We start from the raw sequence: 21,673 nt of genomic DNA, 5'->3' as shown, positions 1-21,673 counted from the left end.
AAAATTCTACATGTATCAAAAAATAAGCGACGTAAACGCTATATAGTCAAAACACTCAAAGAATCATGTGATTACTTTTCCCCATCCTTTTCGGTTTACCGCAACTGAGGGGTTCGCTGCGCCTGTTAAAAGGCAATGGAGGAGGTGAGCAAAAATAAAAATAAGGCGGAGAGTATTGTCGTTATTTAATGGATAGCTTCTGGGGGATACATGGAATTTGCTATACAGCTCATCATTATCTTAATTTGTCTGTTCTACGGCGCGAAAAAGGGTGGTATTGCGCTCGGCCTTTTAGGCGGCATTGGGTTAGTTATCTTAGTTTTTGTCTTTCATCTTAAACCGGGAAAGCCGCCGGTTGATGTCATGCTGGTGATTATCGCGGTGGTGGCCGCCTCGGCGACGCTACAGGCATCTGGCGGTTTAGACGTGATGCTGCAGATTGCCGAGAAGCTCCTGCGGCGCAATCCCAAATACGTTTCTATCGTCGCGCCATTCGTCACCTGTACGCTGACGATCCTGTGCGGTACCGGCCATGTGGTGTATACGATCCTGCCAATTATTTACGACGTGGCTATCAAAAATAATATTCGCCCGGAGCGGCCGATGGCGGCGAGCTCAATTGGCGCCCAGATGGGGATCATTGCCAGCCCGGTTTCGGTGGCGGTGGTCTCGCTGGTGGCGATGCTCGGGAATTTTACCTTTAACGGTAAGCACCTTGAGTTTCTCGATTTGCTGGCGATAACCATTCCGTCAACGCTGCTAGGGATCCTGGCGATTGGTATCTTCAGCTGGTTCCGCGGTAAAGATCTTGATAAAGACGAGACCTTCCAGGCGTTTATTGCGATACCGGAAAACCGTCATTATGTTTATGGCGACACGGCCACGCTATTGGATAAAAAGCTGCCGACCAGCAACTGGATTGCGATGTGGATCTTCCTTGCCTCAATTGCCGTGGTGGCGCTGCTTGGCGCGTTTTCTGAATTGCGTCCGGCGTTCGACGGAAAGCCTCTCTCTATGGTTCTGGTGATCCAGATGTTCATGCTGCTCTCCGGGGCGCTCATCATTATTATTACCAAAACCAATCCGGCTTCGATTTCTAAAAATGAGGTTTTCCGCTCGGGGATGATCGCTATCGTCGCGGTGTATGGTATCGCGTGGATGGCGGAAACCATGTTCGGCGCGCACATGACCGAGATTAAAGGCGTGCTAGGAGAGATGGTGAAGGAGTACCCGTGGGCCTACGCTATCGTGCTGTTATTGGTATCGAAGTTCGTCAACTCTCAGGCGGCGGCGCTGGCGGCCATTGTCCCGGTGGCGCTGGCGATCGGCGTTGACCCGGCCTATATCGTCGCTTCCGCGCCCGCCTGCTATGGCTATTACATCCTGCCGACTTACCCAAGCGATCTGGCGGCGATTCAGTTTGACCGTTCAGGCACGACCCATATTGGCCGCTTCGTCATAAACCATAGCTTTATCCTGCCGGGATTAATTGGCGTGAGCGTTTCTTGCGTCTTTGGCTGGGTGTTCGCGGCGATGTACGGTTTTCTGTAAGTGAGACAGGCGCCGCTGGCGGCGCCTGCTAGCTCATTGGGATTATTGTGCGGGCGGCAGGCGGCGATACAGTTCGATCATATCGGTCGCTAAATCCTGAATCACCATCGCGTTCATCAGATGATCCTGGGAGTGCACGGTAATCAGGTTCACCGGCAGCTTGCCGCTGCCTTCATCCATGCCGATAAGCTGGGTCTGGATTTTATGCGCATGCTTTACAAATTCGTGGGAGTCGGCCATAGCCTGCTCGGCGGCGGCGAAATCCCCTTTACGCGCCTGCTGTAGGGCAGTGAGGGCAGAACTGCGCGCGGAGCCGGCGTTGACCAGCAGCTCCATGATAATCGTCTCTAAATCTTCCATGCCTTACTCCATCAGCTTCAGGGCTTTATCAAGAACGGCATCGCCTTTCATCATGCCGTAATCCATCATATCGATAACGGCGACCTTTTTACCAACCGGGTCGGCTAGCGCCTGTAGTTTTGCCTGTTCATACTTCACCTGTGGGCCGAGCAGGATAATATCCGCCGTGGCCAGGTTATCTTTGAACTCCGCTACCGGCACGGCTTTAATAGACACTTCGACGCCTTTCTTCTGCGCGGCGTCTTTCATACGTTGCACCAGCATGCTGGTGGACATTCCTGCGGCACAGCATAAAACGATATTCTTCATTGTTTCATCGCCCTTATGTATGTTCCTTGATATACCATCTTTATCGCGGGCGGCGGCGTGGCACAACCGCTTCACCATGATTGTGTGTAAAACATCACAAAAAATGAAACCGGTTTCAATTTTGCAGCGGCAGAGATAAAAAAGCCCGCAAAAGCGGGCTATCAGAGGGTTACGCTCAGGCGCGAACGATTCGGTTCTTGCCCTGCTGTTTGGCCTTATACAACGCTTCATCCACGCTAACGACCAGTTTTTCCAGCGGCTCCATATTCCACTCTCCGAGGCCGGCGCTAAAGGTGACGGTTAATCCTTCTTCGCGCCAGGTTCGGCTGGCAACGTTAAGGCGCCAGCTCTCCAGAATGGTGAGCGCGTTGTCGATATGTTCGGCAGGGAAGATAACGGCAAACTCTTCGCCGCCGTAGCGGTAAAGCGAGATCTCCTGAGGCTGCAGGATCTGTAACCCTTCACGCGCGACGTTGCGCAGCACGATGTCGCCATTGAGATGGCCCCAGGTATCATTAATCGATTTGAAGTTGTCGATATCGACCAACGCGAGGGCGAAAGGCTGGTGATCGTTCATCAGCGCGGCGATATCGCTGTCGAAGGCGCGGCGGTTTTTGCAGCCGGTCAGGGCATCGATGGTGGCCTGGCGGACATAGGTGAGCTCACGCTGTTTATTGCTCTCGATCGCTTTGCTGAGCATGGCTTCCAGCCGCGGCGCGCGTTTGACGTCGCCGGTCTTGATGGCGTTAATGATGTTCATCAGTACGGTACGCGAAGCGTGACGCAGATAAAGCCCGAACAGAACAATGACGATAGCGGCAAGAGCGAAGCCCCAGGCGACAATATCGGTTTCATAGCGCGTCAGGTCGTCAAGGGTGGCATCGGTAACGCGGAAAATAACGAACCAGTCAGGATTGGTAAAGGAATAGTAGTAGTACCAGGCCTTATGCTCCTCATCATAAAGCTGGCCTTCCGCACTGGTCATTTTGTCCATGAGTTCCGCGCTAATGTAGGTTTTAAATAGCGCGCCGGTATCGGGATGGATCACCACTTTGCCGTCGCGTTGCACGACAAAAAACTCGCCCTGCACCGGTGAGACAATCTGCCGTAACGCGTAGCCCATCGACGTTAGATCCATATGAAACGCCAGGCTACCTTTGAGCCGCCCCTGCGGCGAAATGACAGGCCGGTAGACGGTGACGGTAGGATGGTGAGTGAAGTAGTCAAGGTAAGGAGTGGTATAGAGACTGAAGGTACTGGCTTCCGCCTGGCGAATAAACCAGGGACGCGTTTTAGGATCAAACGAGCGGCTCTCATCGCCTTCCATCACCTCGGGAGCGCGCAGATAATGGCCGAGAGTATCGGCAAGCGAAATGGAGGAGACCGTCGGCATCAGCTCCTGCAAACGCATCAGATCGTCCAGACCCTTTTGCGGATTGACATTTACGGCGATATTGAGCGCATCGTCGCGGGCGAAGTATTTCGTCGCGCGCGCCAGAATGTAGTCATTCTCGCGCAGCAGAGATTCGGTGTAGTTCACCGCAAGATTATGGGTAAAGTTGCGGTTAATATGATGATAATCTTCGAGAAAATTTTTCTTCTGCGTCGCGGTAACAAAGATTGCGATCAGTAAAAAGCTGAGCAAAATCCCCGCAAAGCCCACTACGATCGGCGTAGTAAAAGAAAGCTTTCTGTTGTGGCGTGCCATAAGTTGTTAATCGTCCAGAATCAATATACCTGTCATACTTCAAGTTGCATGTGCGTTGGCAATAACTCGGCCCATCCTTGGGCCTCGCCTTTACGGGGCCAGCGCAAGCGCTGTTCAAAACGGCTAGCCGTTTTGTTCTGCAACTCGAATTATTTAGGGTATAAACCGTGGGTTTAGACGCAGGTTAAGCCAGCATGCCTGCTTAGCGAATCAGGTAACTATCGCTAAATTATAACGCTGAGTGCGCTCAGCATCGTGATTAATATTCGATAGTAATATGTTTGCGGCAGTGCGGACGGTAGAGGCAGGGCGAAGAGAGGAAAGAAAAACTCGCCCTGGTCAGCGTCCGCTGCTGACCCTGGCAGAATAGAAAAATGGCGGCAGTTGGGCGAGCCTCCGTTTTCCATCTCTCGTGCAGGCACGCAAAATAATCAGCGGCTTGCATCATACTTCATGATGATTGCGAGGCGCGTCCCAGCCAGCTATCCCAGTCTTTCCATACCGGCTGTAGGCCACGGGCGGCCAGCGCGCTGGCAACCTCTTCAGGGCGGCGATCGTCGTGGGGAGCAAATTGCTCAAGTTCCGGATGATCGTCGGCGTAGCCGCCGGGTTGGGTTTTGGAGAACGCGCTGACGTTGTTAATCGCCAGCGGGATCACCCGGTCGCGGAACCACGGTGATTCACGGGTCGAGAGCGACAGCTCAACCTCCGGCGCCAGCAGGCGGAAGGCGCAAATGGTCTGCACCAGCTGACGCTCGTCCATCAGCGAAGCTGGCGTAATACCGCCGGCGCAAGGGCGTAAACGCGGAAAGGAGATAGAGTAGCGGCTGCGCCAGTAGCGCTGCTGTAGCCATAGCAGATGCTCGGCGACCATAAAGCAGTCCACTCGCCAACTGTCGGAAAGGCCAATGAGCGCGCCGAGGCCGATCTTATCGATCCCCGCTTCGCCTAAACGATCCGGTGTATCAAGGCGCCAGAAGAAATCCTGCTTTTTACCCTTCAGATGGTGCTGGGCATACATACTTTCATGGTAGGTCTCCTGATAGACCATCACCCCATCAAGCCCCAGCGTTTTTAGTTCGGCATATTCTTCGGTCGCCAGCGGCTGCACTTCCATATGCAGCGAGGCAAACTGGCGGCGAATGGCTGGCAGGTGCTGGCGGAAATAATCCATTCCGACCTTACTCTGATGTTCGCCGGTGACCAGCAGGAGATGTTCAAAGCCTAAATTGCGGATTGCGGCGCATTCGCGGGCAATCTCCGCTTCATCCAGCGTCTTGCGCTTGATGCGGTTACTCATTGAGAAGCCGCAGTAGGTACAGTCGTTGGCGCACAGGTTGGACAAATACAAAGGTACGTAAAAGCTGACGGTGTTGCCGAAGCGCTGCCGGGTGAGGCGCTGCGCGCGCTGGGCCAGCGGTTCAAGATAGTCGGCCGCGGCAGGTGAGAGCAGGGCCATCATGTCATCGCGGGTGAGTTGTTTTGCCGCCAGCGCCCGTTCGACGTCGGCGGCGGTTTTGCTGTTGATACGCAGGCGAATGTCATCCCATTCCAACTGCCGCCAGCGATCGCTGAAAGTTTTCATGCCAGTGCCTCCAGAAAGCCGGTCAGCGGGCTGGTGGCCTGCGCCTGAGTACTGCGCGCCCCCGGTCCGGCCTGACGCGCCAGTAATCCGGCATCGACCGCCATGCGGAAGGCGCGGGCCATGGCGACAGGATCGTCGGCGACGGCAATGGCGGTGTTGACCAGTACCGCATCAGCGCCCATTTCCAGCGCCTGCGCCGCGTGGCTCGGCACGCCGATCCCGGCATCAACCACCACCGGTACCGTCGCCTGTTCGATAATAATCTCCAGCATGGCCCTGGTTTCCAGCCCCTGGTTGGAGCCTATCGGCGCGCCCAACGGCATCACCGCCGCGCAGCCAGCCTCTTCCAGCCGTTTGCACAGGACCGGGTCGGCGCCGCAATAGGGCAGAACGACAAACCCTTCCCGCACCAGCAGCTCCGCCGCCTTCAGGGTTTCAATGGGGTCAGGCAGCAGCCAGCGAGCGTCCGGGTGGATCTCCAGTTTCAACCAGTGGGTGCCTAAGGCTTCCCGCGCCAGGCGGGCGGCAAATACCGCTTCTTCCGCCGTCTTGGCGCCTGAGGTATTCGGCAGCAGGTTAACGCCCGCCGCCAGCAGCGGCGCGAGAATCGCGTCATTGTTCTGGCGTAAATCGACGCGCTTCATCGCCAGCGTCACCAGCTGGCTTCCCGAGGCGCGAATCGCCTCGACCATCACCTCCGGAGCGGCGAATTTGCCGGTTCCGGTAAAAAGGTGGGATTCAAATGTCTTATCAGCAATACGTAACATGTCAGCCTCCGGCGATAACCTGAAAAAGCAGGACCCGATCGCCTTCCTGCAAGAGATGATCTTCCCACCGTTCGCGTGGCAGGATGTGTTGATTGAGCGCCAGCGCAACGCCCGGCTGGAGCTGTTCCAGTTGGCTGAGCAGGGCGCTTACGCTGAGGTTGTCCGCGCACTCCAGCGGTTCGTCGTTAAACCAGACTTGCATCATGGCCTCCGCATACCGGGCAGCCCTGGGCCTTTTGCAGCGCAAGGTTGCGCCAGTTGCTGGTGCGGGCGTCAAACAGCCGTAGCGTGTTGCGCGGCGTCGCCATGCCGCTAAGGAGCTTTATGGCCTCCAGCGCCTGCAGCGTCCCCATCATGCCGACGACCGGGCCGACGATCCCCGCGGTACGACAGTTACGCTGTGGTTCGGTGGTGTCCGGCCACAGGCAGCGGTAGCAGCCCTGCGCCCAGGGCGGCGTCAGCACCATCAACTGGCCGCCGAAGCCGACGGCGCTGGCGGTTACCAGCGGCGTCTCAAGGGCGACGCAGGCGGCGTTAATCGCCTGGCGGGCAATCATGTTATCGGTACAGTCCAGCACCACGTCGGCTTTCGCCACTTCGGCGCGCAGCGCCTCGCCGCTTAAGCGCTGCTGTAGCGCCACGAGGCGGATTTGCGGATTGAGTTGGTTGAGCCGCGTCTTTGCCGCCGCGGCTTTTGGCTGGTCGATATCGTCGCTGGTGAACAGAATTTGCCGCTGCAGGTTGCTGAGATGCACCGCGTCGTCATCGGCCAGGGTCAGCGTTCCGACGCCGGCCCCCGCCAGATATAGCGCGGCCGGCGAACCTAAGCCGCCCAGGCCGATAATCAGCGCCCGGCTGGCTAACAGTTTCTGCTGTCCCTCGATGGCGATATCTTCCAGCAATAGCTGGCGGCTGTAGCGCATGAAATCGTGATCATTCATCGCCTGCTCCCGCCAGCGCTAACAGTTGTGCTGTGGCAGCCCGCCAGTCTGTTGCCTGGGTAATGGCGCTGACGACCGCGATGCTGCCGACGCCGGTCGCCAGTACGCCCGGCGCTTTTTCCAGACTGATGCCGCCTATCGCTACCGTCGGATAATCGGCCAGACGATGAATATGCCCGGAAAGCTGTTCGAGGCCCTGCGGCGCCGAAGGCATCTGTTTGGTTTGTGTCGGGAAGACGTGGCCCAGCGCGATGTAGGAAGGGCGCGCCGCCAGCGCGACGTCAATTTCCATGTCGTCGTGAGTGGAGACGCCAAGGCGCAGTCCGGCTTTACGGATGGCGCTCAGATCGGTGGTTTCCAGGTCCTCTTGACCCAGATGTACGCCGTACGCCCGGTGCTTAATCGCCAGTTGCCAGTAATCATTGATAAACAGCCGTGCGTGATAGCGGCGGCCAAGTGCGATGGCGGCGATGACATCATCCTCTACGTCGCTGTCGCGCTGGTCCTTGATCCGTAACTGAATGGTGCGCACGCCAGCTTCCAGCAGGCGCTCAATCCACGCCACGCTATCGACAACCGGATAAAGCCCGAGACGAAACGGTACGGGCGGAAAGTCAGGCTGGTACATCAGGCATTTTCCTTTTTCAGGTAGATTTCACCGCCGCGGGCGCGGAAGTTATTTGACATATCGGCCATGCCGGCCTCGATACTTTGCTTCGCGGCGTAGTCGCGGACCTCCTGGGTGATTTTCATCGAACAGAATTTTGGCCCGCACATGGAGCAGAAGTGGGCGACTTTGCCGGACTCCTGCGGCAGGGTTTCATCGTGATAGGCCCGCGCGGTAAAGGGATCGAGCGCGAGGTTGAACTGGTCTTCCCAGCGGAATTCGAAACGCGCTTTGGACATCGCGTTGTCGCGGATCTGCGCGCCGGGGTGGCCTTTAGCGAGGTCGGCGGCGTGGGCGGCGATTTTGTAGGTAATGAGTCCCTGTTTCACATCCTCTTTGTTGGGTAAGCCGAGATGTTCTTTTGGCGTGACGTAGCACAGCATGGCGCAGCCAAACCAGCCAATCATTGCCGCGCCGATACCGGAAGTGAAATGATCATAGCCCGGCGCGATGTCGGTGGTGAGCGGCCCCAGCGTGTAGAACGGCGCTTCGTGGCAGTGCTCCAGTTCTTCGGTCATATTGCGGCGAATCATCTGCATCGGCACGTGGCCGGGGCCTTCAATCATCACTTGAACGTCATACTCCCAGGCGATTTTAGTCAGCTCGCCCAGCGTATGCAGCTCGGCGAACTGCGCCTCGTCGTTGGCATCCTGAATCGAGCCGGGGCGCAGACCATCGCCGAGGGACAGCGACACGTCATAGGCGGCGCAGATTTCACAGATTTCGCGGAAGTGCTGGTAGAGGAAGTTTTCCTGATGATGCGACAGGCACCACTTGGCCATGATCGAACCGCCGCGCGAGACGATACCGGTCAACCGCTTCGCGGTCATCGGCACATAGCGCAGCAGCACCCCGGCATGAATCGTGAAGTAGTCGACGCCCTGTTCGGCCTGTTCCAGCAGGGTATCGCGGAAGGCTTCCCAGGTCAGGTTCTCGGCAATGCCGTTAACTTTCTCCAGCGCCTGGTAAATCGGGACGGTACCAATCGGCACCGGGCTGTTGCGCAGGATCCATTCGCGGGTCTCGTGGATATAGCGGCCGGTGGAGAGGTCCATTACCGTGTCGGCGCCCCAGCGGGTTGACCAGACCAGCTTCTCGACCTCTTCTTCGATGGAAGAGGTCACCGCCGAGTTGCCGATATTGGCATTCACTTTCACCAGGAAGTTGCGGCCGATAATCATCGGTTCGGATTCCGGGTGATTGATATTGGCCGGGATGATGGCTCGCCCGGCAGCGACTTCATCGCGGACGAACTCGGCGGTAATGTTGTCCGGCAGGCGGGCGCCAAAGCCTTCTCCGGCATGCTGCTGGCGCAGCACCTCGCTGCGGATACGCTCACGGCCCATGTTTTCGCGAATGGCGATGAATTCCATCTCCGGGGTGACGATCCCCTGGCGGGCGTAGTGTAGTTGCGTTACGCATTTGCCGGCGACGGCGCGTTTAGGCGTCAGCAGGCCGCCGAAGCGCAGTTCATCGAGGCCATCGTCGGCCAGCCGCGCTTTAGTGTATGCCGAGCTGCGTTCGCTGAGCGGCGCGCAGTCGTTACGTGCGTCGATCCACCGCTGGCGTAGTTTGGTCAGACCCTGGCGGACATCGATGTTGATCTCCGGGTCGCCGTAAGGCCCGGAGGTGTCGTACACCGGTATTGGTTCGTTGGCTTCGTATTGGGGGTTATCGTTATCACCGCCGATGAGCGTCGGGCTGAGCTGGATTTCACGCATCGGGACGCGGATATCAGCCTGTGAGCCTTGAATGTAGATACGGCGTGAATTGGGAAAAGCGGTACCTTCCAGCGTATCAATGAATCGCTGCGCGTGTTCGCGTTGTTCCCGGCGGGTCAGTTTGGTAGTAGACATAGCGCATTCCAGTTACAAAAAAAGGAGATGGCTTGTCAGACGACGGATGGAGTAACAGATGCGACCAACCCGTAACGGGCAGGTGCGACCAGCAGTTTACTCTTGTTCCCTTCGCAGGTATTAGCCTGATCAGGTTCCGCGGATCCCGAATAAACGGTCTCAGCCTTTTCCACTTCAGCTTTCGTGTGGAAAATAGGCACTCCGACAAGATGAAATCCCTCCGCAGAGGGATAATGTATGTAAATTACTCGTTAACGGTTCACAACTCAAGCGGTCGGCGCGATATTGTCGCCAACGCTGTCTTTCCGATCGTGAGCGACGACCAGCGCCAGCAGCTTGTCCTCAAGCGCGAAGCGCGCCTCCAGCGACTCGCCGATATCCGACAGCGCCTGCTGAAATTCGAGATAGTTATCATGATCGATGGCGTTTTCGAGGCAGGTATCGTAGTAGTCCATCATCTGCTGGGTATTGGCTTCCAGCTGCGGGTAGATTTTGGTGGCGGCTAAAAGAGGGGTACTCCCTTCCATTTCTCCGATAATACGTTCATAAATATTAAAATGACCGGATGAGAGGTAATCCACCAGGCTTTGGCAAAAGTCATCCAGCGCCTTTTCATTAAGCCGCATAAAGGACTCTTTGCCGGGTTTCAGGCCAACCAGGTTGTAGTAAGCAATGAGCAAATGCTTACGCACAAGCAGCCAGCGATCGACCAGTTTGTTATTGCCTCCAACACGTTCCGTCAGGTTTTCCAGCTGGTTTAACATGATTGACTCCGCAAGATTAAAAATAACGTTGCTCAGCAAATGTAAATATAATGTTAAAAGTGCCAGTAAAACGAAGGTAGCGCAATAGATATGGATCGTATTATTGAAAAATTAGATCGCGGCTGGTGGATCGTCAGTCACGAACAAAAATTATGGCTTCCCGCAGGGGAATTACCACATGGCGAAGCGGTAAATTTTGATCTTGTCGGTGAACGCGCGTTACATCTCGGCGAGTGGCAAGACGAAGCGGTGTGGCTGGTGCGTCAGGATCGTCGCCATGATATGGGATCGCTGCGCCAGGTGTTGGATCAGGATCCTGGGCTTTTCCAGTTAGCAGGGCGCGGGATCCAGTTGGCCGAGTTTTATCGATCGCATAAATTCTGCGGCTACTGCGGCCACCCGATGCATGTCAGTAAAACCGAGTGGGCGATGCTCTGCGGCCACTGCCGCGAGCGCTATTATCCGCAAATTGCCCCCTGCATTATCGTCGCCATTCGTCGCGACGATTCGATCCTACTGGCTCAGCATACCCGTCATCGTAATGGTGTCCATACCGTGTTGGCCGGGTTTGTCGAAGTGGGCGAAACCCTTGAGCAGGCGGTCGCACGCGAAGTCATGGAAGAGAGCGGCATTAAGGTGAAAAACCTACGCTATGTGACCTCTCAACCGTGGCCTTTCCCGCAATCACTGATGACCGCCTTTATGGCTGAATACGACAGCGGCGATATTGTCGTGGATAAAAAAGAGCTGCTGAGCGCAGAGTGGTACCGCTATGACGATTTGCCGCTACTGCCGCCGCCGGGCACCGTGGCGCGACGCCTGATCGAAGATACGGTGGCGATGTGTCGGGCAGAGTACGAGTGACATGTTACACTGGGCGCATCAACGCTAAAGGAATGTAAAAATGACCGAACTGAAAAACGATCGTTACCTGCGTGCGCTGCTGCGCCAGCCGGTTGATGTCACCCCGGTGTGGATGATGCGCCAGGCAGGCCGCTATCTCCCGGAATACAAAGCCACCCGCGCGCAAGCGGGCGATTTCATGTCGCTATGTAAAAATGCCGAGCTGGCCTGCGAAGTGACGCTACAGCCGCTGCGCCGTTACCCGCTGGATGCGGCGATCCTCTTTTCGGACATCCTGACGATTCCGGACGCGATGGGGCTGGGACTGTACTTTGAAGCTGGCGAAGGCCCGCGCTTCACCTCGCCGGTGAAATGCAAAGCCGACGTCGACAAGCTACCGGTGCCGGACCCGGAACAAGAATTAGGCTACGTGATGAACGCCGTGCGCACCATTCGCCGTGAACTGAAAGGCGAAGTGCCGCTGATTGGTTTTTCCGGCAGCCCATGGACGCTGGCGACCTACATGGTTGAAGGCGGCAGCAGCAAAGCCTTTACCGTCATCAAAAAGATGATGTACGCGGAACCGCAGGCGCTGCACGCGCTGCTGGACAAGCTGGCGAAAAGCGTCACCCTGTATCTGAACGCGCAGATCAAAGCGGGCGCGCAGTCGGTGATGATTTTCGACACCTGGGGCGGCGTGTTGACCGGCCGTGACTATCAGCAGTTCTCGCTCTACTACATGCATAAAATCGTCGATGGCCTGCTGCGGGAAAACGAAGGTCGTCGCGTACCGGTGACGCTGTTCACCAAAGGCGGCGGACAATGGCTGGAAGCGATGGCGGAGACCGGCTGCGATGCGCTGGGTCTCGACTGGACTACCGATATTGCCGACGCTCGCCGTCGCGTAGGCCACAAAGTGGCGCTGCAGGGCAATATGGACCCGTCGATGCTTTATGCGCCTGCCGCCCGCATTGAAGACGAAGTGGCGAACATTCTCGCCGGCTTCGGCCAGGGCGAAGGCCATGTCTTTAACCTTGGCCACGGCATCCATCAGGACGTCGACCCACAGCATGCAGGAGTCTTTGTTGAGGCGGTGCATCGTCTCTCCGCGCAATATCACCAATAGGAGATAAGCATGATGGATTTAGCTGCGCTACGAACCCAACAGCAATCTTTAGCCGCGTCGGTAGAACGTGCGGACCGATTGGATCGCGACCCGCCGGTGCTGATCGGCGGCGCCGATGTGGGGTTTGAGCAGGAAGGGGAAATTACCCGCGCTGCGATGGTGCTGCTAACTTATCCGGGCCTTGAGCTGGTGGAGTATCAGGTGGCGCGCGTCGCCACCACGATGCCGTACATCCCCGGCTTTCTCTCCTTTCGCGAGACCCCCGCGCTGCTGGCGGCGTGGCAACAGCTATCGCAAAAGCCCGATCTGTTGTTCGTCGACGGCCACGGTATTTCACATCCCCGGCGGCTTGGCGTCGCCAGCCATTTTGGCCTGATGGTTGATGTGCCAACGATTGGCGTAGCGAAAAAACGCTTATGCGGGAAGTTTGAACCGCTCGGCGCCGAGCCCGGCGCGCTGGCGCCATTAATCGACAAGGGCGATCAGCTGGCCTGGGTCTGGCGCAGCAAAGCACGCTGCAACCCACTGTTTATCAGTACCGGCCACCGCGTAGGGATGGATAGCGCGTTAATGTGGGTGGAACGCTGCATGCAGGGCTACCGGCTACCCGAACCCACGCGTTGGGCCGATGCCGTGGCATCCCGTCGGCCTTCCTTTGTGCGTTGGCAAGCAAATCACGGCTGATTCAGGTACACTGCGCCTAATTTCTGACTTCGAGAATTCATCATGTTACAAAACCCGATTCATCTGCGCCTGGAGAAACTGGAGAGCTGGCAGCACGTCACCTTTATGGCCTGCCTGTGCGAGCGTATGTACCCCAACTACGCCATGTTCTGCAAGCAAACCGAGTTTGGCGACGGCCAGTTATATCGTCGTATCCTTGACCTGATCTGGGAAACGCTGACGGTAAAAGATGCGAAGGTGAATTTCGATAGTCAGCTGGAAAAGCTGGAAGAGGCGATTCCGTCCGCGGATGACTACGACATGTACGGCGTCTATCCGGCTATCGATGCCTGCGTCGCGCTGAGCGAATTAATCCACTCACGCCTGAGCGGTGAAACGCTGGAGCATGCTATCGAGGTCAGTAAGACTTCCATTACTACCGTCGCGATGCTGGAAATGACTCAGGAAGGTCGCGAAATGACCGATGAAGAGCTCAAAGCCAACCCGGCGGTAGAACAAGAATGGGACATTCAGTGGGAGATTTTCCGCCTGTTGGCCGACTGCGAAGAACGCGACATTGAACTGATTAAAGGGCTGCGCGCAGACCTGCGAGAGGCCGGCGAAAGCAATATTGGTATAAATTTTCAGCAATGAGACCACAAAACGTGATTTACCGCCTGAATTGTAGCGTCTGAAGACTTCCATTCCGCCCCCTGTCTGGTCTACATTTGGGGGGCGAAAAAAAGTGGCTATCGGTGCGTGTATGCAGGAGAGTGCTTTTCTGGCATTTCCGTCGCACTCGATGCTTAGCAAGCGATAAACACATTGTAAGGATAACTTATGAACAAGACTCAACTGATTGATGTAATTGCGGACAAAGCTGACCTGTCTAAAGCACAGGCAAAAGCTGCCCTGGAATCCACCCTGGCTGCAATTACCGAGTCTCTGAAAGAAGGTGATGCTGTTCAACTGGTTGGTTTCGGTACCTTCAAAGTGAACCACCGTGCTGAGCGTACTGGCCGCAACCCGCAGACCGGTAAAGAAATCAAAATCGCTGCAGCTAACGTGCCAGCATTTGTTTCTGGCAAAGCGCTGAAAGACGCAGTCAAGTAAGACCGCGTGGCAGTGTCCAGTTTTAACGAAGGGGCTTTTAAGCCCCTTTTGTCTAACTGGCGTCGCACGCTGACGCTGGCAGGCGCGCTATTGCTCACTGCCTGCAGTCACGATTCTTCTCTTCCTCCTTTCACCGCCAGCGGCTACGCCGATAACCAGGGCGCGATGCGCATCTGGCGCAAAGATGCCGGCGATGAAGTTCACCTGCTTGCCGCTTTTAGTCCATGGCACCGCGGCGACACCTCAACCAGCGAGTACCGCTGGCAGGATGGCCAGCTAACGCTTATTGAGCTCAACGTGTACGGCAAACCGCCGGAACATATTCGCGCCCGCTTTGACGCCCAGGGCGAGCTGAGTTTTATGCAGCGTGAAGTAGATGGTGAAAAACAGCAGCTTTCAAACGACCAGGTCGCGCTGTACCGCTATCGGGCGCAGCAAATCCGCGAAACCAGTGACGCCTTGCGTCAAGGCCGGGTGGTATTACGTCAGGGGCGCTGGCATGCCGATCGTACCGTGACCACCTGTGAAGGCCAGACCGTGAAGCCTGACCTTGATGAGCGGGCATTAGCGCATATTGAACGCCGCCAGAATCACTCCTCCGTAGAGGTGAGCGTGGCGTGGCTGGAAGCACCGGAAGGTTCGCAACTGCTGCTGGTGGCTAATGAAAACTTCTGTACCTGGCAGCCGAACGAAAAATCGTTCTGAGTTTTACCAGTGGTTCATGCCCATATGACCACCGCCATTACCGCGGCAGCCGCCGTAACCCATACCCGCGCCGCGAGGAACGCCTGCTTCCGCAAGGGCGATATCAAATTTTACCCGCTGCTGATCCAGCTGCTGGCTTAATGTTTCCATTTCCTTCGCCACGGCCTCAATTTTTCCGCTTTCTGGTTTTGGCGCAGTAAGCAGCGCATTGTACTCGTAGCGTTTGGACTGTAACTGCTGGCGCAGGGCGCTGGTTTGCGCATAGTAATTGTCATGTAGCTTCTGCACGGTCGCTTGCTGTTCCTGGGTGAGCTGGCTGTAACCCTGCGCGCCCATCCTGTTGTTATAACCCCAGTGATGTCCGGCCCAGGCCGCGTGACTGCCAAAGGTCAGTGCGGCAAGCGCCACGAGGACGAGGGATAAAGTCGGTTTCCGTTTCATAGCTTGATCTCCTGTGTGGTTTCCCTCGGTATTGCATCTTCCATGCCAGCCTGAAAAAGCGCGTGAATACAGGCCTGCCCGCGGCGAACATTATCCTGGCGAGTAAAAATGACCCGTTCTGGCTGGGGCCTGCGAGTCATTTTTACTCGCTAAATCACCGGCAATATGTCTGAGGACAGGTTTCACGGTGTGGAAAAATGGCATGATTCCTGCTGATGGATCCTGGTGATAGCGAATAAGGACACGATAAGGACCCGCCCATGCCGCGCATGACCTCATTTTCCCGGGACACCCTGAGCTGGTTACTGACCGGCACGGTTGTCCTGTTGGTTATTCTGTTTTCCGCAATGATTGTCCGCGATTATGGCCGGGAAACCGCCGCCGCCCGGCAAACTATCGAAGAAAAAGGGGAGGTGCTGATCCGCGCGCTGGAGTCCGGCACGCGTGTCGGCATGGGGATGCGAATGCATCACGCGCAGCTGCAGGCGCTGCTGGAGGAGATGGCCTGGCAGCCCGGTGTGCTGTGGTTCGCGGTGACCGATGAAAACGGTAAAATTATCGCCCACAGCGATCCGCAGCAATTGGATAAGGCGCTGTACAGTCCCGCGCAAATGCGTGAACTCAAGGTGGGTGAACAGGAGCGTTGGCGCCGGCTTGCCGAGCCGCAACCGGCACTGGAGATTTATCGCCAGTTTCGCCCGCTTAACCCTGCTCGTGGTCACCATATGGGGATGATGAAGCGCTGCAACAGCACGCTGGCTCAGCCCAATGTTCCACAGGTAATTTTTATCGCCTTTGATAGCCGCGAGCTGGATGCGGCGCAGGCCCGCGGCTTGCGTAATATGATGATCATGCTGGCGGCCGCGGCGCTGGTCATCGTCGCGACGATCCTCGCTCAGTTCTGGTTCCGCCGCTACCGTCTCTCACGCCAGCAGCTTCAGGAGGCGATGGCCCGCAAAGAAAAACTGCTGGCCCTTGGGCATCTGGCGGCTGGCGTCGCACATGAGATCCGCAATCCGCTTTCTTCGATTAAAGGACTGGCGAAGTATTTTGCCGAGCGTACGCCGCCGGGCGGCGAGGCGCAGGAGTTAGCGCTGGTGATGGCCAAAGAGGCCGATCGCCTGAACCGGGTCGTCAGCGAGCTGCTGGAGCTGGTTCGTCCAGCCCATTTAAACTACCAGCCCGTCGATATCAACGCGCTTATCCACCACTCATTGCAGCTGGTAAGCCAGGATGCGCAGAGTCGCGGGATCGCGCTGCAATTTACTCCGCGCCCTGAATTAACCTCTATTAAAGCCGACCCCGACCGTCTGAACCAGGTGCTGTTGAATCTGTATCTGAACGCGATGCAGGCAATTGGCCGTGATGGCGTTATTCACGTATCGGCAAGCGAAGCCGATCGGCAACGTGTGAAAATTGTCGTCAAGGATAGCGGTAAGGGGATGAGCGATGAAGAACTGCAGGCCATCTTTACCCCTTATTTCACCACCAAGGCGGACGGCACGGGGCTGGGGCTGGCGGTAGTACAGAATATTATCGAACAACATGGCGGGACAATCCGCGCCGAAAGTCAGCCGGGGGCCGGAGCGATATTTACGCTTTGGTTACCGGTGGATGCTCAACGGAGGGAAGATGAGCAGCGATAAAATACAGATTCTGGTCGTCGATGATGACGTTAGCCACTGCACGATTTTGCAGGCGCTGCTGCGTGGCTGGGGCTATCAAGTGGCGTTAGCCCACAACGGCCTGCAGGCGCTGGAACAGATCCATCGGCAGGTGTTCGACCTGGTGCTATGCGATATCCGCATGGCGGAGATGGACGGTATCGCGACATTAAAAGAGATCAAAGCCTATAACCCGGCGATTCCGGTATTAATCATGACGGCGTTCTCCAGCGTCGGCACGGCGGTTGAGGCTATTAAGTCCGGCGCGCTGGATTATCTGGTCAAGCCGCTGGATTTTGACACTCTACAGCAGACGCTGGTTCAGGCACTGGCGCATACCCGGCAGAGTGAAGGCGATTCCAGCGCCGCGACGGATTCGCAATGGGGCATGATTGGCGATAGCCCGGCAATGCAGGCGCTTATCAACAATATTACGCTGGTGGCGCCCTCGGATGCGACGGTGCTGATCTGCGGCGAATCGGGAACCGGTAAAGAACTGGTGGCGCGCGCCATCCACGCTTGCAGCGAGCGCCGCGAGAAGCCGCTGGTGACGCTAAACTGCGCGGCGCTCAATGAGTCGCTGCTGGAGTCCGAGCTGTTCGGTCATGAAAAAGGGGCTTTTACCGGCGCGGAGCGGCGGCGGGAAGGGCGTTTTGTCGAGGCGGATGGCGGCACGCTGTTTCTTGATGAAATTGGCGATATCTCGCCGCTGATGCAGGTGCGTCTGCTGCGGGCGATTCAGGAACGCGAAGTGCAGCGCGTTGGCAGTAATCAGACGCTTTCTGTCGATGTGCGGCTAATTGCCGCCACCCATCGTAATCTGGCGGAGGAGGTAAGCGCCGGGCGCTTTCGCCAGGATCTCTATTATCGCCTGAACGTCGTAACCATTGATATGCCGCCACTGCGTCAGCGGCGTGAAGATATTCCACCGCTGGCGCAGCACTTTCTTAAGCGCTATGCCGAACGCAATCGTAAAACGGTGCAGGGATTTACGCCGCAGGCGATGGACCTGTTGATTCACTACGGCTGGCCGGGGAATATCCGCGAACTGGAAAATGCGGTGGAGCGGGCGGTGGTGCTACTGACCGGAGAATACATTTCCGAGCGTGAACTGCCGTTGGCGATAGCAGGTACGACGCTGCCGGTCGCTGGCAACGATGAGGCGTTGATTCAGCCGTTAGTGGAAGTCGAAAAAGAAGTCATACTGTCGGCGCTGGAAAAAACGGGCGGCAACAAAACTGAAGCCGCCCGTCAGTTAGGCATTACGCGTAAAACGCTGCTGGCAAAACTCAGCCGTTAGTTTTTTCACGCGCGATGGCGCGCCAGCCGATATCGTTACGGCTGAAGCTGCCGTTCCAGCGAATATCGGTCAGCAGTTCATAGGCGCGCTGCTGCGCCTGCGCCACGGTGTCACCCAGCGCGGTTACGCACAGCACGCGTCCGCCGTTGGTGACTACGCGCTGGTCGTCAGACAGCCTGGTGCCGGCGTGGAAGACTTTACCGTCTGCCGCTTCCTGCTGCGGCAGACCGTGGATCTCATCGCCCGTGTTGTAGCTGCCCGGATAGCCGCCGGCGGCCACCACAACGCCCAGCGAGGCGCGGTCATCCCACTCGGAAGTTTTCTCGTCCAGCTTGCCCGCGCAGGCGGCGAGGCACAGCTCGACCAGATCGGATTTCATGCGCAGCATGATCGGCTGAGTTTCCGGATCTCCAAAGCGGCAGTTGAACTCAATAACCTTCGGGTTGCCCTGCTTGTCGATCATCAGACCGGCATACAGGAAACCGGTATAGGTGTTGCCTTCAGCGGCCATACCTTTAACTGTTGGCCAGATAATCCGCTCCATGGTGCGCTGATGGACTTCATCAGTCACTACCGGCGCCGGGGAGTAAGCGCCCATGCCGCCGGTGTTTGGGCCGGTATCGCCGTTGCCGACGCGCTTGTGATCCTGGCTGGTGGCCATCGGCAGGACGTGCTCGCCGTCGACCATGACAATAAAGCTGGCTTCTTCGCCATCGAGGAATTCTTCAATCACGATGCGGTGGCCTGCATTGCCAAAGGCGTTACCGGCCAGCATATCTTTGACCGCCGCTTCGGCTTCCTCAAGGGTCATCGCCACGATAACGCCTTTACCCGCCGCCAGACCGTCGGCTTTGATGACGATCGGCGCGCCTTTCTCGCGCAGGTAAGCCAGCGCAGGCTCAACTTCGGTGAAATTCTGGTATTCCGCCGTCGGGATATGATGACGAGCGAGGAAATCTTTGGTGAAGGCTTTTGAACCTTCCAGCTGCGCGGCGCCTTCGGTTGGCCCGAAGATGGCGAGCCCTGCGGCACGAAACGCGTCCACTACGCCAATGACCAGCGGCGCTTCCGGGCCAACGATCGTCAGGTCGATTTTTTCATCCTGCGCGAAACGTAGCAGCGCCGGAATATCGGTAACGCCGATAGCGACGTTTTGCAGCGCCGGCTCCAGCGCGGTGCCCGCGTTGCCCGGCGCGACGTAGACGGTATCAACCAGCGGCGACTGGGCCGCTTTCCAGGCCAGCGCGTGTTCGCGCCCGCCGTTGCCGATTACTAATACTTTCATCTGCTGCTCCGTGAATTAATGGCGGAAGTGGCGCATGTCGGTGAAGATCATGGCGATACCATGTTCGTCCGCGGCGGCAATTACTTCTTCATCGCGGATAGAGCCGCCCGGCTGGATAACGCAGGTGATGCCGACGGCCGCGGCGGCATCAATACCATCGCGGAACGGGAAGAAGGCGTCAGAAGCCATGGCGGAGCCTTTCACTTCCAGACCTTCGTCACCGGCTTTAATCCCGGCAATTTTCGCCGAGTAGACGCGGCTCATCTGACCGGCGCCGATACCGATGGTCATATTATTTTTGGCATAAACGATGGCGTTGGATTTGACGAATTTCGCCACTTTCCAGCAGAACAGCGCATCGCGTAGCTCTTGCTCGCTCGGCTGACGTTTGCTGACCACGCGCAGTTCGCCCGCGGTGACCATACCAAGATCGCGGTCCTGAACCAGCAAGCCGCCATTGACACGTTTGAAATCGAGACCCGCGACGCGAGCATCCCACTGGCCGCAGACCAGCACGCGGACGTTCTGCTTAGCGGCGGTGATTTTCAGCGCTTCTTCGCTGGCGGATGGCGCGATGATCACTTCGACGAACTGGCGAGAGATGATCGCCTGCGCGGTTTCAGCATCCAGCTCGCGGTTAAAGGCTATGATGCCGCCGAAGGCGGAGGTTGGATCGGTTTTGTAAGCGCGATCGTAGGCGTCGAGGATCGAGTCGCTGACGGCAACGCCGCACGGGTTGGCATGCTTAACGATAACGCAGGCCGGCTCGTTGAACTCTTTCACACACTCCAGCGCCGCATCGGTATCGGCAATGTTGTTATAGGAGAGCGCTTTGCCCTGCAGCTGGGTGGCGGTCGCCACGGAGGCTTCTTTTACATTCTCTTCTATATAGAAGGCAGCCTGCTGGTGGCTGTTTTCGCCGTAGCGCATATCCTGCTTCTTAATGAAGTTTAGATTCAGGGTACGCGGGAAGCGGCCAGCGGCTTCTTTGCTTTCGCCGTGATAGGCCGGAACCATACTGCCGAAGTAGTTAGCGATCATGCTGTCGTAAGCGGCGGTGTGTTCGAAGGCTTTAATCGCGAGGTCGAAACGGGTGTCCAGCGTGAGAGAACCTTCGTTGGCGTCCATCTCATTAATGATGGCGTCGTAGTCGCTGCTCTTAACCACGATGGCGACATCTTTATGGTTCTTCGCCGCGGAGCGCACCATAGTCGGGCCGCCGATATCGATGTTTTCCACCGCGTCTTCCAGCGAGCATCCTTCACGAGCGACGGTCTGGGCGAACGGGTAGAGGTTAACGACAACCATATCGATAGGCGCGATACCGTGTTGCTGCATGATACCGTCATCCTGACCGCGACGACCGAGGATGCCGCCGTGTACTTTCGGATGCAGGGTCTTCACGCGTCCATCCATCATTTCCGGGAAACCGGTGTAGTCAGAGACTTCGGTAACCGGCAGGCCTTTATCTGCCAGCAGGCGAGCGGTGCCGCCGGTGGACAGCAGCTCGACACCACGAGCGGAAAGCGCCTGCGCGAATTCGACGATACCTGCCTTGTCAGAAACACTGAGCAGGGCGCGGCGGACTGGACGACGTTGTTGCATGGTATTAAATCCCCAGGATTTGAACATTACAGAGAGCGTTAGGTGAGTTTTTGCCTAAAAACTCACCTAACGCACCCAACCGGGCATCCGTGTCATAGCGCGGCATTGTAACGAAAACGTTTGCGCAACGCTCGCGAATTTTTATCTTTCTCTTTAAGCCGATGGTTCTCTCCTTATATGGCAATGGATGTACCGGGGTTTAAGCCGTGTTTTGCCGTGTGCCTGTGGATAATTCTGTGTGTAAAAGGGTATAAAGCGGGGTTTTGCTGGGGAATGCAGCAGTCAGTCATTTTTCTGCAATTTTTCTATTGCAGGTGCTCGAGAACTCCCTATAATGCGCCTCCATCGACACGGCGGATGTGAATCACTTCACACAAACAGCCGGTTCGGTTGAAGAGAAAAATTCTGAAATTCAGGGTT

Annotated in this window: 22 protein-coding genes and 1 riboswitch; of the genes, 9 read left to right on the top strand and 13 right to left on the bottom strand. The window is 56.8% G+C overall.

The features are described from left to right. Positions 1 to 210: 210 nt before the first annotated feature. Positions 211 to 1,551 carry an anaerobic C4-dicarboxylate transporter DcuB gene (gene dcuB / locus PGS10_RS24715; protein WP_045397357.1) on the top strand — a complete coding sequence of 447 codons (1,341 nt, stop codon included), beginning with the start codon at positions 211 to 213 and terminating at the stop codon, positions 1,549 to 1,551. A 42-nt stretch (positions 1,552 to 1,593) separates the two neighbouring features. On the opposite strand, the gene PGS10_RS24710 is transcribed toward dcuB, so the two are convergent. The 10 genes from PGS10_RS24710 to PGS10_RS24665 form a co-directional block, all read right to left on the bottom strand. Next, positions 1,594 to 1,911: a PTS lactose/cellobiose transporter subunit IIA gene (locus PGS10_RS24710; RefSeq protein ID WP_045397355.1), complete on the bottom strand. Its 318-nt coding sequence runs from the start codon at positions 1,909 to 1,911 to the stop codon at positions 1,594 to 1,596. Between the two features lie 3 nt (positions 1,912 to 1,914). Further along, the gene (locus tag PGS10_RS24705) at positions 1,915 to 2,220 is read right to left on the bottom strand and encodes a PTS sugar transporter subunit IIB (RefSeq protein ID WP_045397351.1); all 306 of its coding nucleotides are present in this window, start codon (positions 2,218 to 2,220) and stop codon (positions 1,915 to 1,917) included. 175 nt (positions 2,221 to 2,395) lie between these two features. Next, positions 2,396 to 3,928 carry a sensor domain-containing diguanylate cyclase gene (locus PGS10_RS24700; RefSeq protein WP_047047091.1) on the bottom strand — a complete coding sequence of 511 codons (1,533 nt, stop codon included), beginning with the start codon at positions 3,926 to 3,928 and terminating at the stop codon, positions 2,396 to 2,398. Positions 3,929 to 4,379: 451 nt separating this feature from the next. After that, positions 4,380 to 5,513, bottom strand: coding sequence for a 2-iminoacetate synthase ThiH (thiH, locus tag PGS10_RS24695; protein WP_047067099.1), 1,134 nt, complete (start codon positions 5,511 to 5,513; stop codon positions 4,380 to 4,382). Further along, positions 5,510 to 6,280, bottom strand: a complete 771-nt coding sequence (gene thiG / locus PGS10_RS24690) for a thiazole synthase (protein WP_032715415.1) — start codon at positions 6,278 to 6,280, stop codon at positions 5,510 to 5,512. The genes thiH and thiG overlap by 4 nt, the downstream gene beginning before the upstream one ends. Position 6,281: 1 nt before the next feature. Further along, complete coding sequence (gene thiS / locus PGS10_RS24685) at positions 6,282 to 6,482, bottom strand: sulfur carrier protein ThiS (protein WP_015704010.1); 201 nt, start codon at positions 6,480 to 6,482, stop codon at positions 6,282 to 6,284. Then, complete coding sequence (locus tag PGS10_RS24680) at positions 6,466 to 7,221, bottom strand: HesA/MoeB/ThiF family protein (protein WP_270844722.1); 756 nt, start codon at positions 7,219 to 7,221, stop codon at positions 6,466 to 6,468. Before PGS10_RS24680 ends, thiS begins: the two co-directional genes overlap by 17 nt. Next, entirely contained in the window at positions 7,214 to 7,849 is a 636-nt protein-coding gene (gene thiE / locus PGS10_RS24675; RefSeq protein WP_316423619.1) for a thiamine phosphate synthase, read from the bottom strand. Before thiE ends, PGS10_RS24680 begins: the two co-directional genes overlap by 8 nt. After that, positions 7,849 to 9,744 (bottom strand): phosphomethylpyrimidine synthase ThiC, encoded by a 1,896-nt coding sequence (thiC, locus tag PGS10_RS24670; RefSeq protein ID WP_045397333.1) that lies wholly within the window; start codon positions 9,742 to 9,744, stop codon positions 7,849 to 7,851. The genes thiE and thiC overlap by 1 nt, the downstream gene beginning before the upstream one ends. Before the next feature lie 89 nt (positions 9,745 to 9,833). After that, positions 9,834 to 9,958, bottom strand: a riboswitch (TPP riboswitch). Between the two features lie 52 nt (positions 9,959 to 10,010). Then, positions 10,011 to 10,508, bottom strand: coding sequence for an Rsd/AlgQ family anti-sigma factor (locus PGS10_RS24665; RefSeq protein ID WP_047078596.1), 498 nt, complete (start codon positions 10,506 to 10,508; stop codon positions 10,011 to 10,013). 90 nt (positions 10,509 to 10,598) lie between these two features. On the opposite strand from PGS10_RS24665, the gene nudC reads away from it, so the two are divergent. The 6 genes from nudC to PGS10_RS24635 all read left to right on the top strand — a co-directional run bounded on the left by nudC (position 10,599) and on the right by PGS10_RS24635 (position 14,958). Beyond that, entirely contained in the window at positions 10,599 to 11,372 is a 774-nt protein-coding gene (nudC, locus tag PGS10_RS24660; RefSeq protein ID WP_047078597.1) for an NAD(+) diphosphatase, read from the top strand. Between the two features lie 40 nt (positions 11,373 to 11,412). Continuing rightward, positions 11,413 to 12,477, top strand: a complete 1,065-nt coding sequence (gene hemE, locus PGS10_RS24655) for a uroporphyrinogen decarboxylase (RefSeq protein WP_015704014.1) — start codon at positions 11,413 to 11,415, stop codon at positions 12,475 to 12,477. Between the two features lie 12 nt (positions 12,478 to 12,489). Then, entirely contained in the window at positions 12,490 to 13,161 is a 672-nt protein-coding gene (gene nfi, locus PGS10_RS24650) for a deoxyribonuclease V (protein WP_045413593.1), read from the top strand. Positions 13,162 to 13,203: 42 nt separating this feature from the next. Continuing rightward, positions 13,204 to 13,794 carry a YjaG family protein gene (locus tag PGS10_RS24645; protein ID WP_045397326.1) on the top strand — a complete coding sequence of 197 codons (591 nt, stop codon included), beginning with the start codon at positions 13,204 to 13,206 and terminating at the stop codon, positions 13,792 to 13,794. 186 nt (positions 13,795 to 13,980) lie between these two features. Next, a complete protein-coding gene (gene hupA / locus PGS10_RS24640) occupies positions 13,981 to 14,253 on the top strand; it encodes a nucleoid-associated protein HU-alpha (protein ID WP_002884342.1) in 273 nt (90 codons plus the stop codon). A gap of 12 nt (positions 14,254 to 14,265) precedes the next feature. Continuing rightward, entirely contained in the window at positions 14,266 to 14,958 is a 693-nt protein-coding gene (locus PGS10_RS24635) for a DUF1481 domain-containing protein (protein WP_045397364.1), read from the top strand. Between the two features lie 3 nt (positions 14,959 to 14,961). Here the strand turns inward: PGS10_RS24635 and zraP are convergent, their stop codons facing one another. Then, positions 14,962 to 15,399, bottom strand: a complete 438-nt coding sequence (gene zraP / locus PGS10_RS24630; RefSeq protein ID WP_316423618.1) for a zinc resistance sensor/chaperone ZraP — start codon at positions 15,397 to 15,399, stop codon at positions 14,962 to 14,964. A 260-nt stretch (positions 15,400 to 15,659) separates the two neighbouring features. Between zraP and zraS the strand changes: the two genes are divergently transcribed. Beyond that, positions 15,660 to 17,045, top strand: a complete 1,386-nt coding sequence (gene zraS / locus PGS10_RS24625) for a two-component system sensor histidine kinase ZraS (protein ID WP_316423617.1) — start codon at positions 15,660 to 15,662, stop codon at positions 17,043 to 17,045. Next, on the top strand, positions 17,032 to 18,363 hold the full coding sequence (zraR, locus tag PGS10_RS24620) for a sigma-54-dependent response regulator transcription factor ZraR (RefSeq protein ID WP_047078598.1): 1,332 nt from the start codon (positions 17,032 to 17,034) through the stop codon (positions 18,361 to 18,363). Before zraS ends, zraR begins: the two co-directional genes overlap by 14 nt. On the opposite strand, the gene purD is transcribed toward zraR, so the two are convergent. Together purD and purH are read right to left on the bottom strand one after the other, a co-directional pair. Next, on the bottom strand, positions 18,353 to 19,648 hold the full coding sequence (purD, locus tag PGS10_RS24615) for a phosphoribosylamine--glycine ligase (RefSeq protein ID WP_316423616.1): 1,296 nt from the start codon (positions 19,646 to 19,648) through the stop codon (positions 18,353 to 18,355). The two genes, zraR and purD, sit on opposite strands and share 11 nt — an antisense overlap. A 15-nt stretch (positions 19,649 to 19,663) precedes the next feature. Next, entirely contained in the window at positions 19,664 to 21,253 is a 1,590-nt protein-coding gene (gene purH / locus PGS10_RS24610; RefSeq protein WP_045397317.1) for a bifunctional phosphoribosylaminoimidazolecarboxamide formyltransferase/IMP cyclohydrolase, read from the bottom strand. Positions 21,254 to 21,673 lie beyond the last annotated feature (420 nt).

Source organism: Klebsiella sp. 141153 (assembly GCF_032601995.1).
GTDB lineage: Bacteria > Pseudomonadota > Gammaproteobacteria > Enterobacterales > Enterobacteriaceae > Klebsiella > Klebsiella aerogenes.
This window is presented reverse-complemented; position numbering and strand designations above follow the sequence as displayed.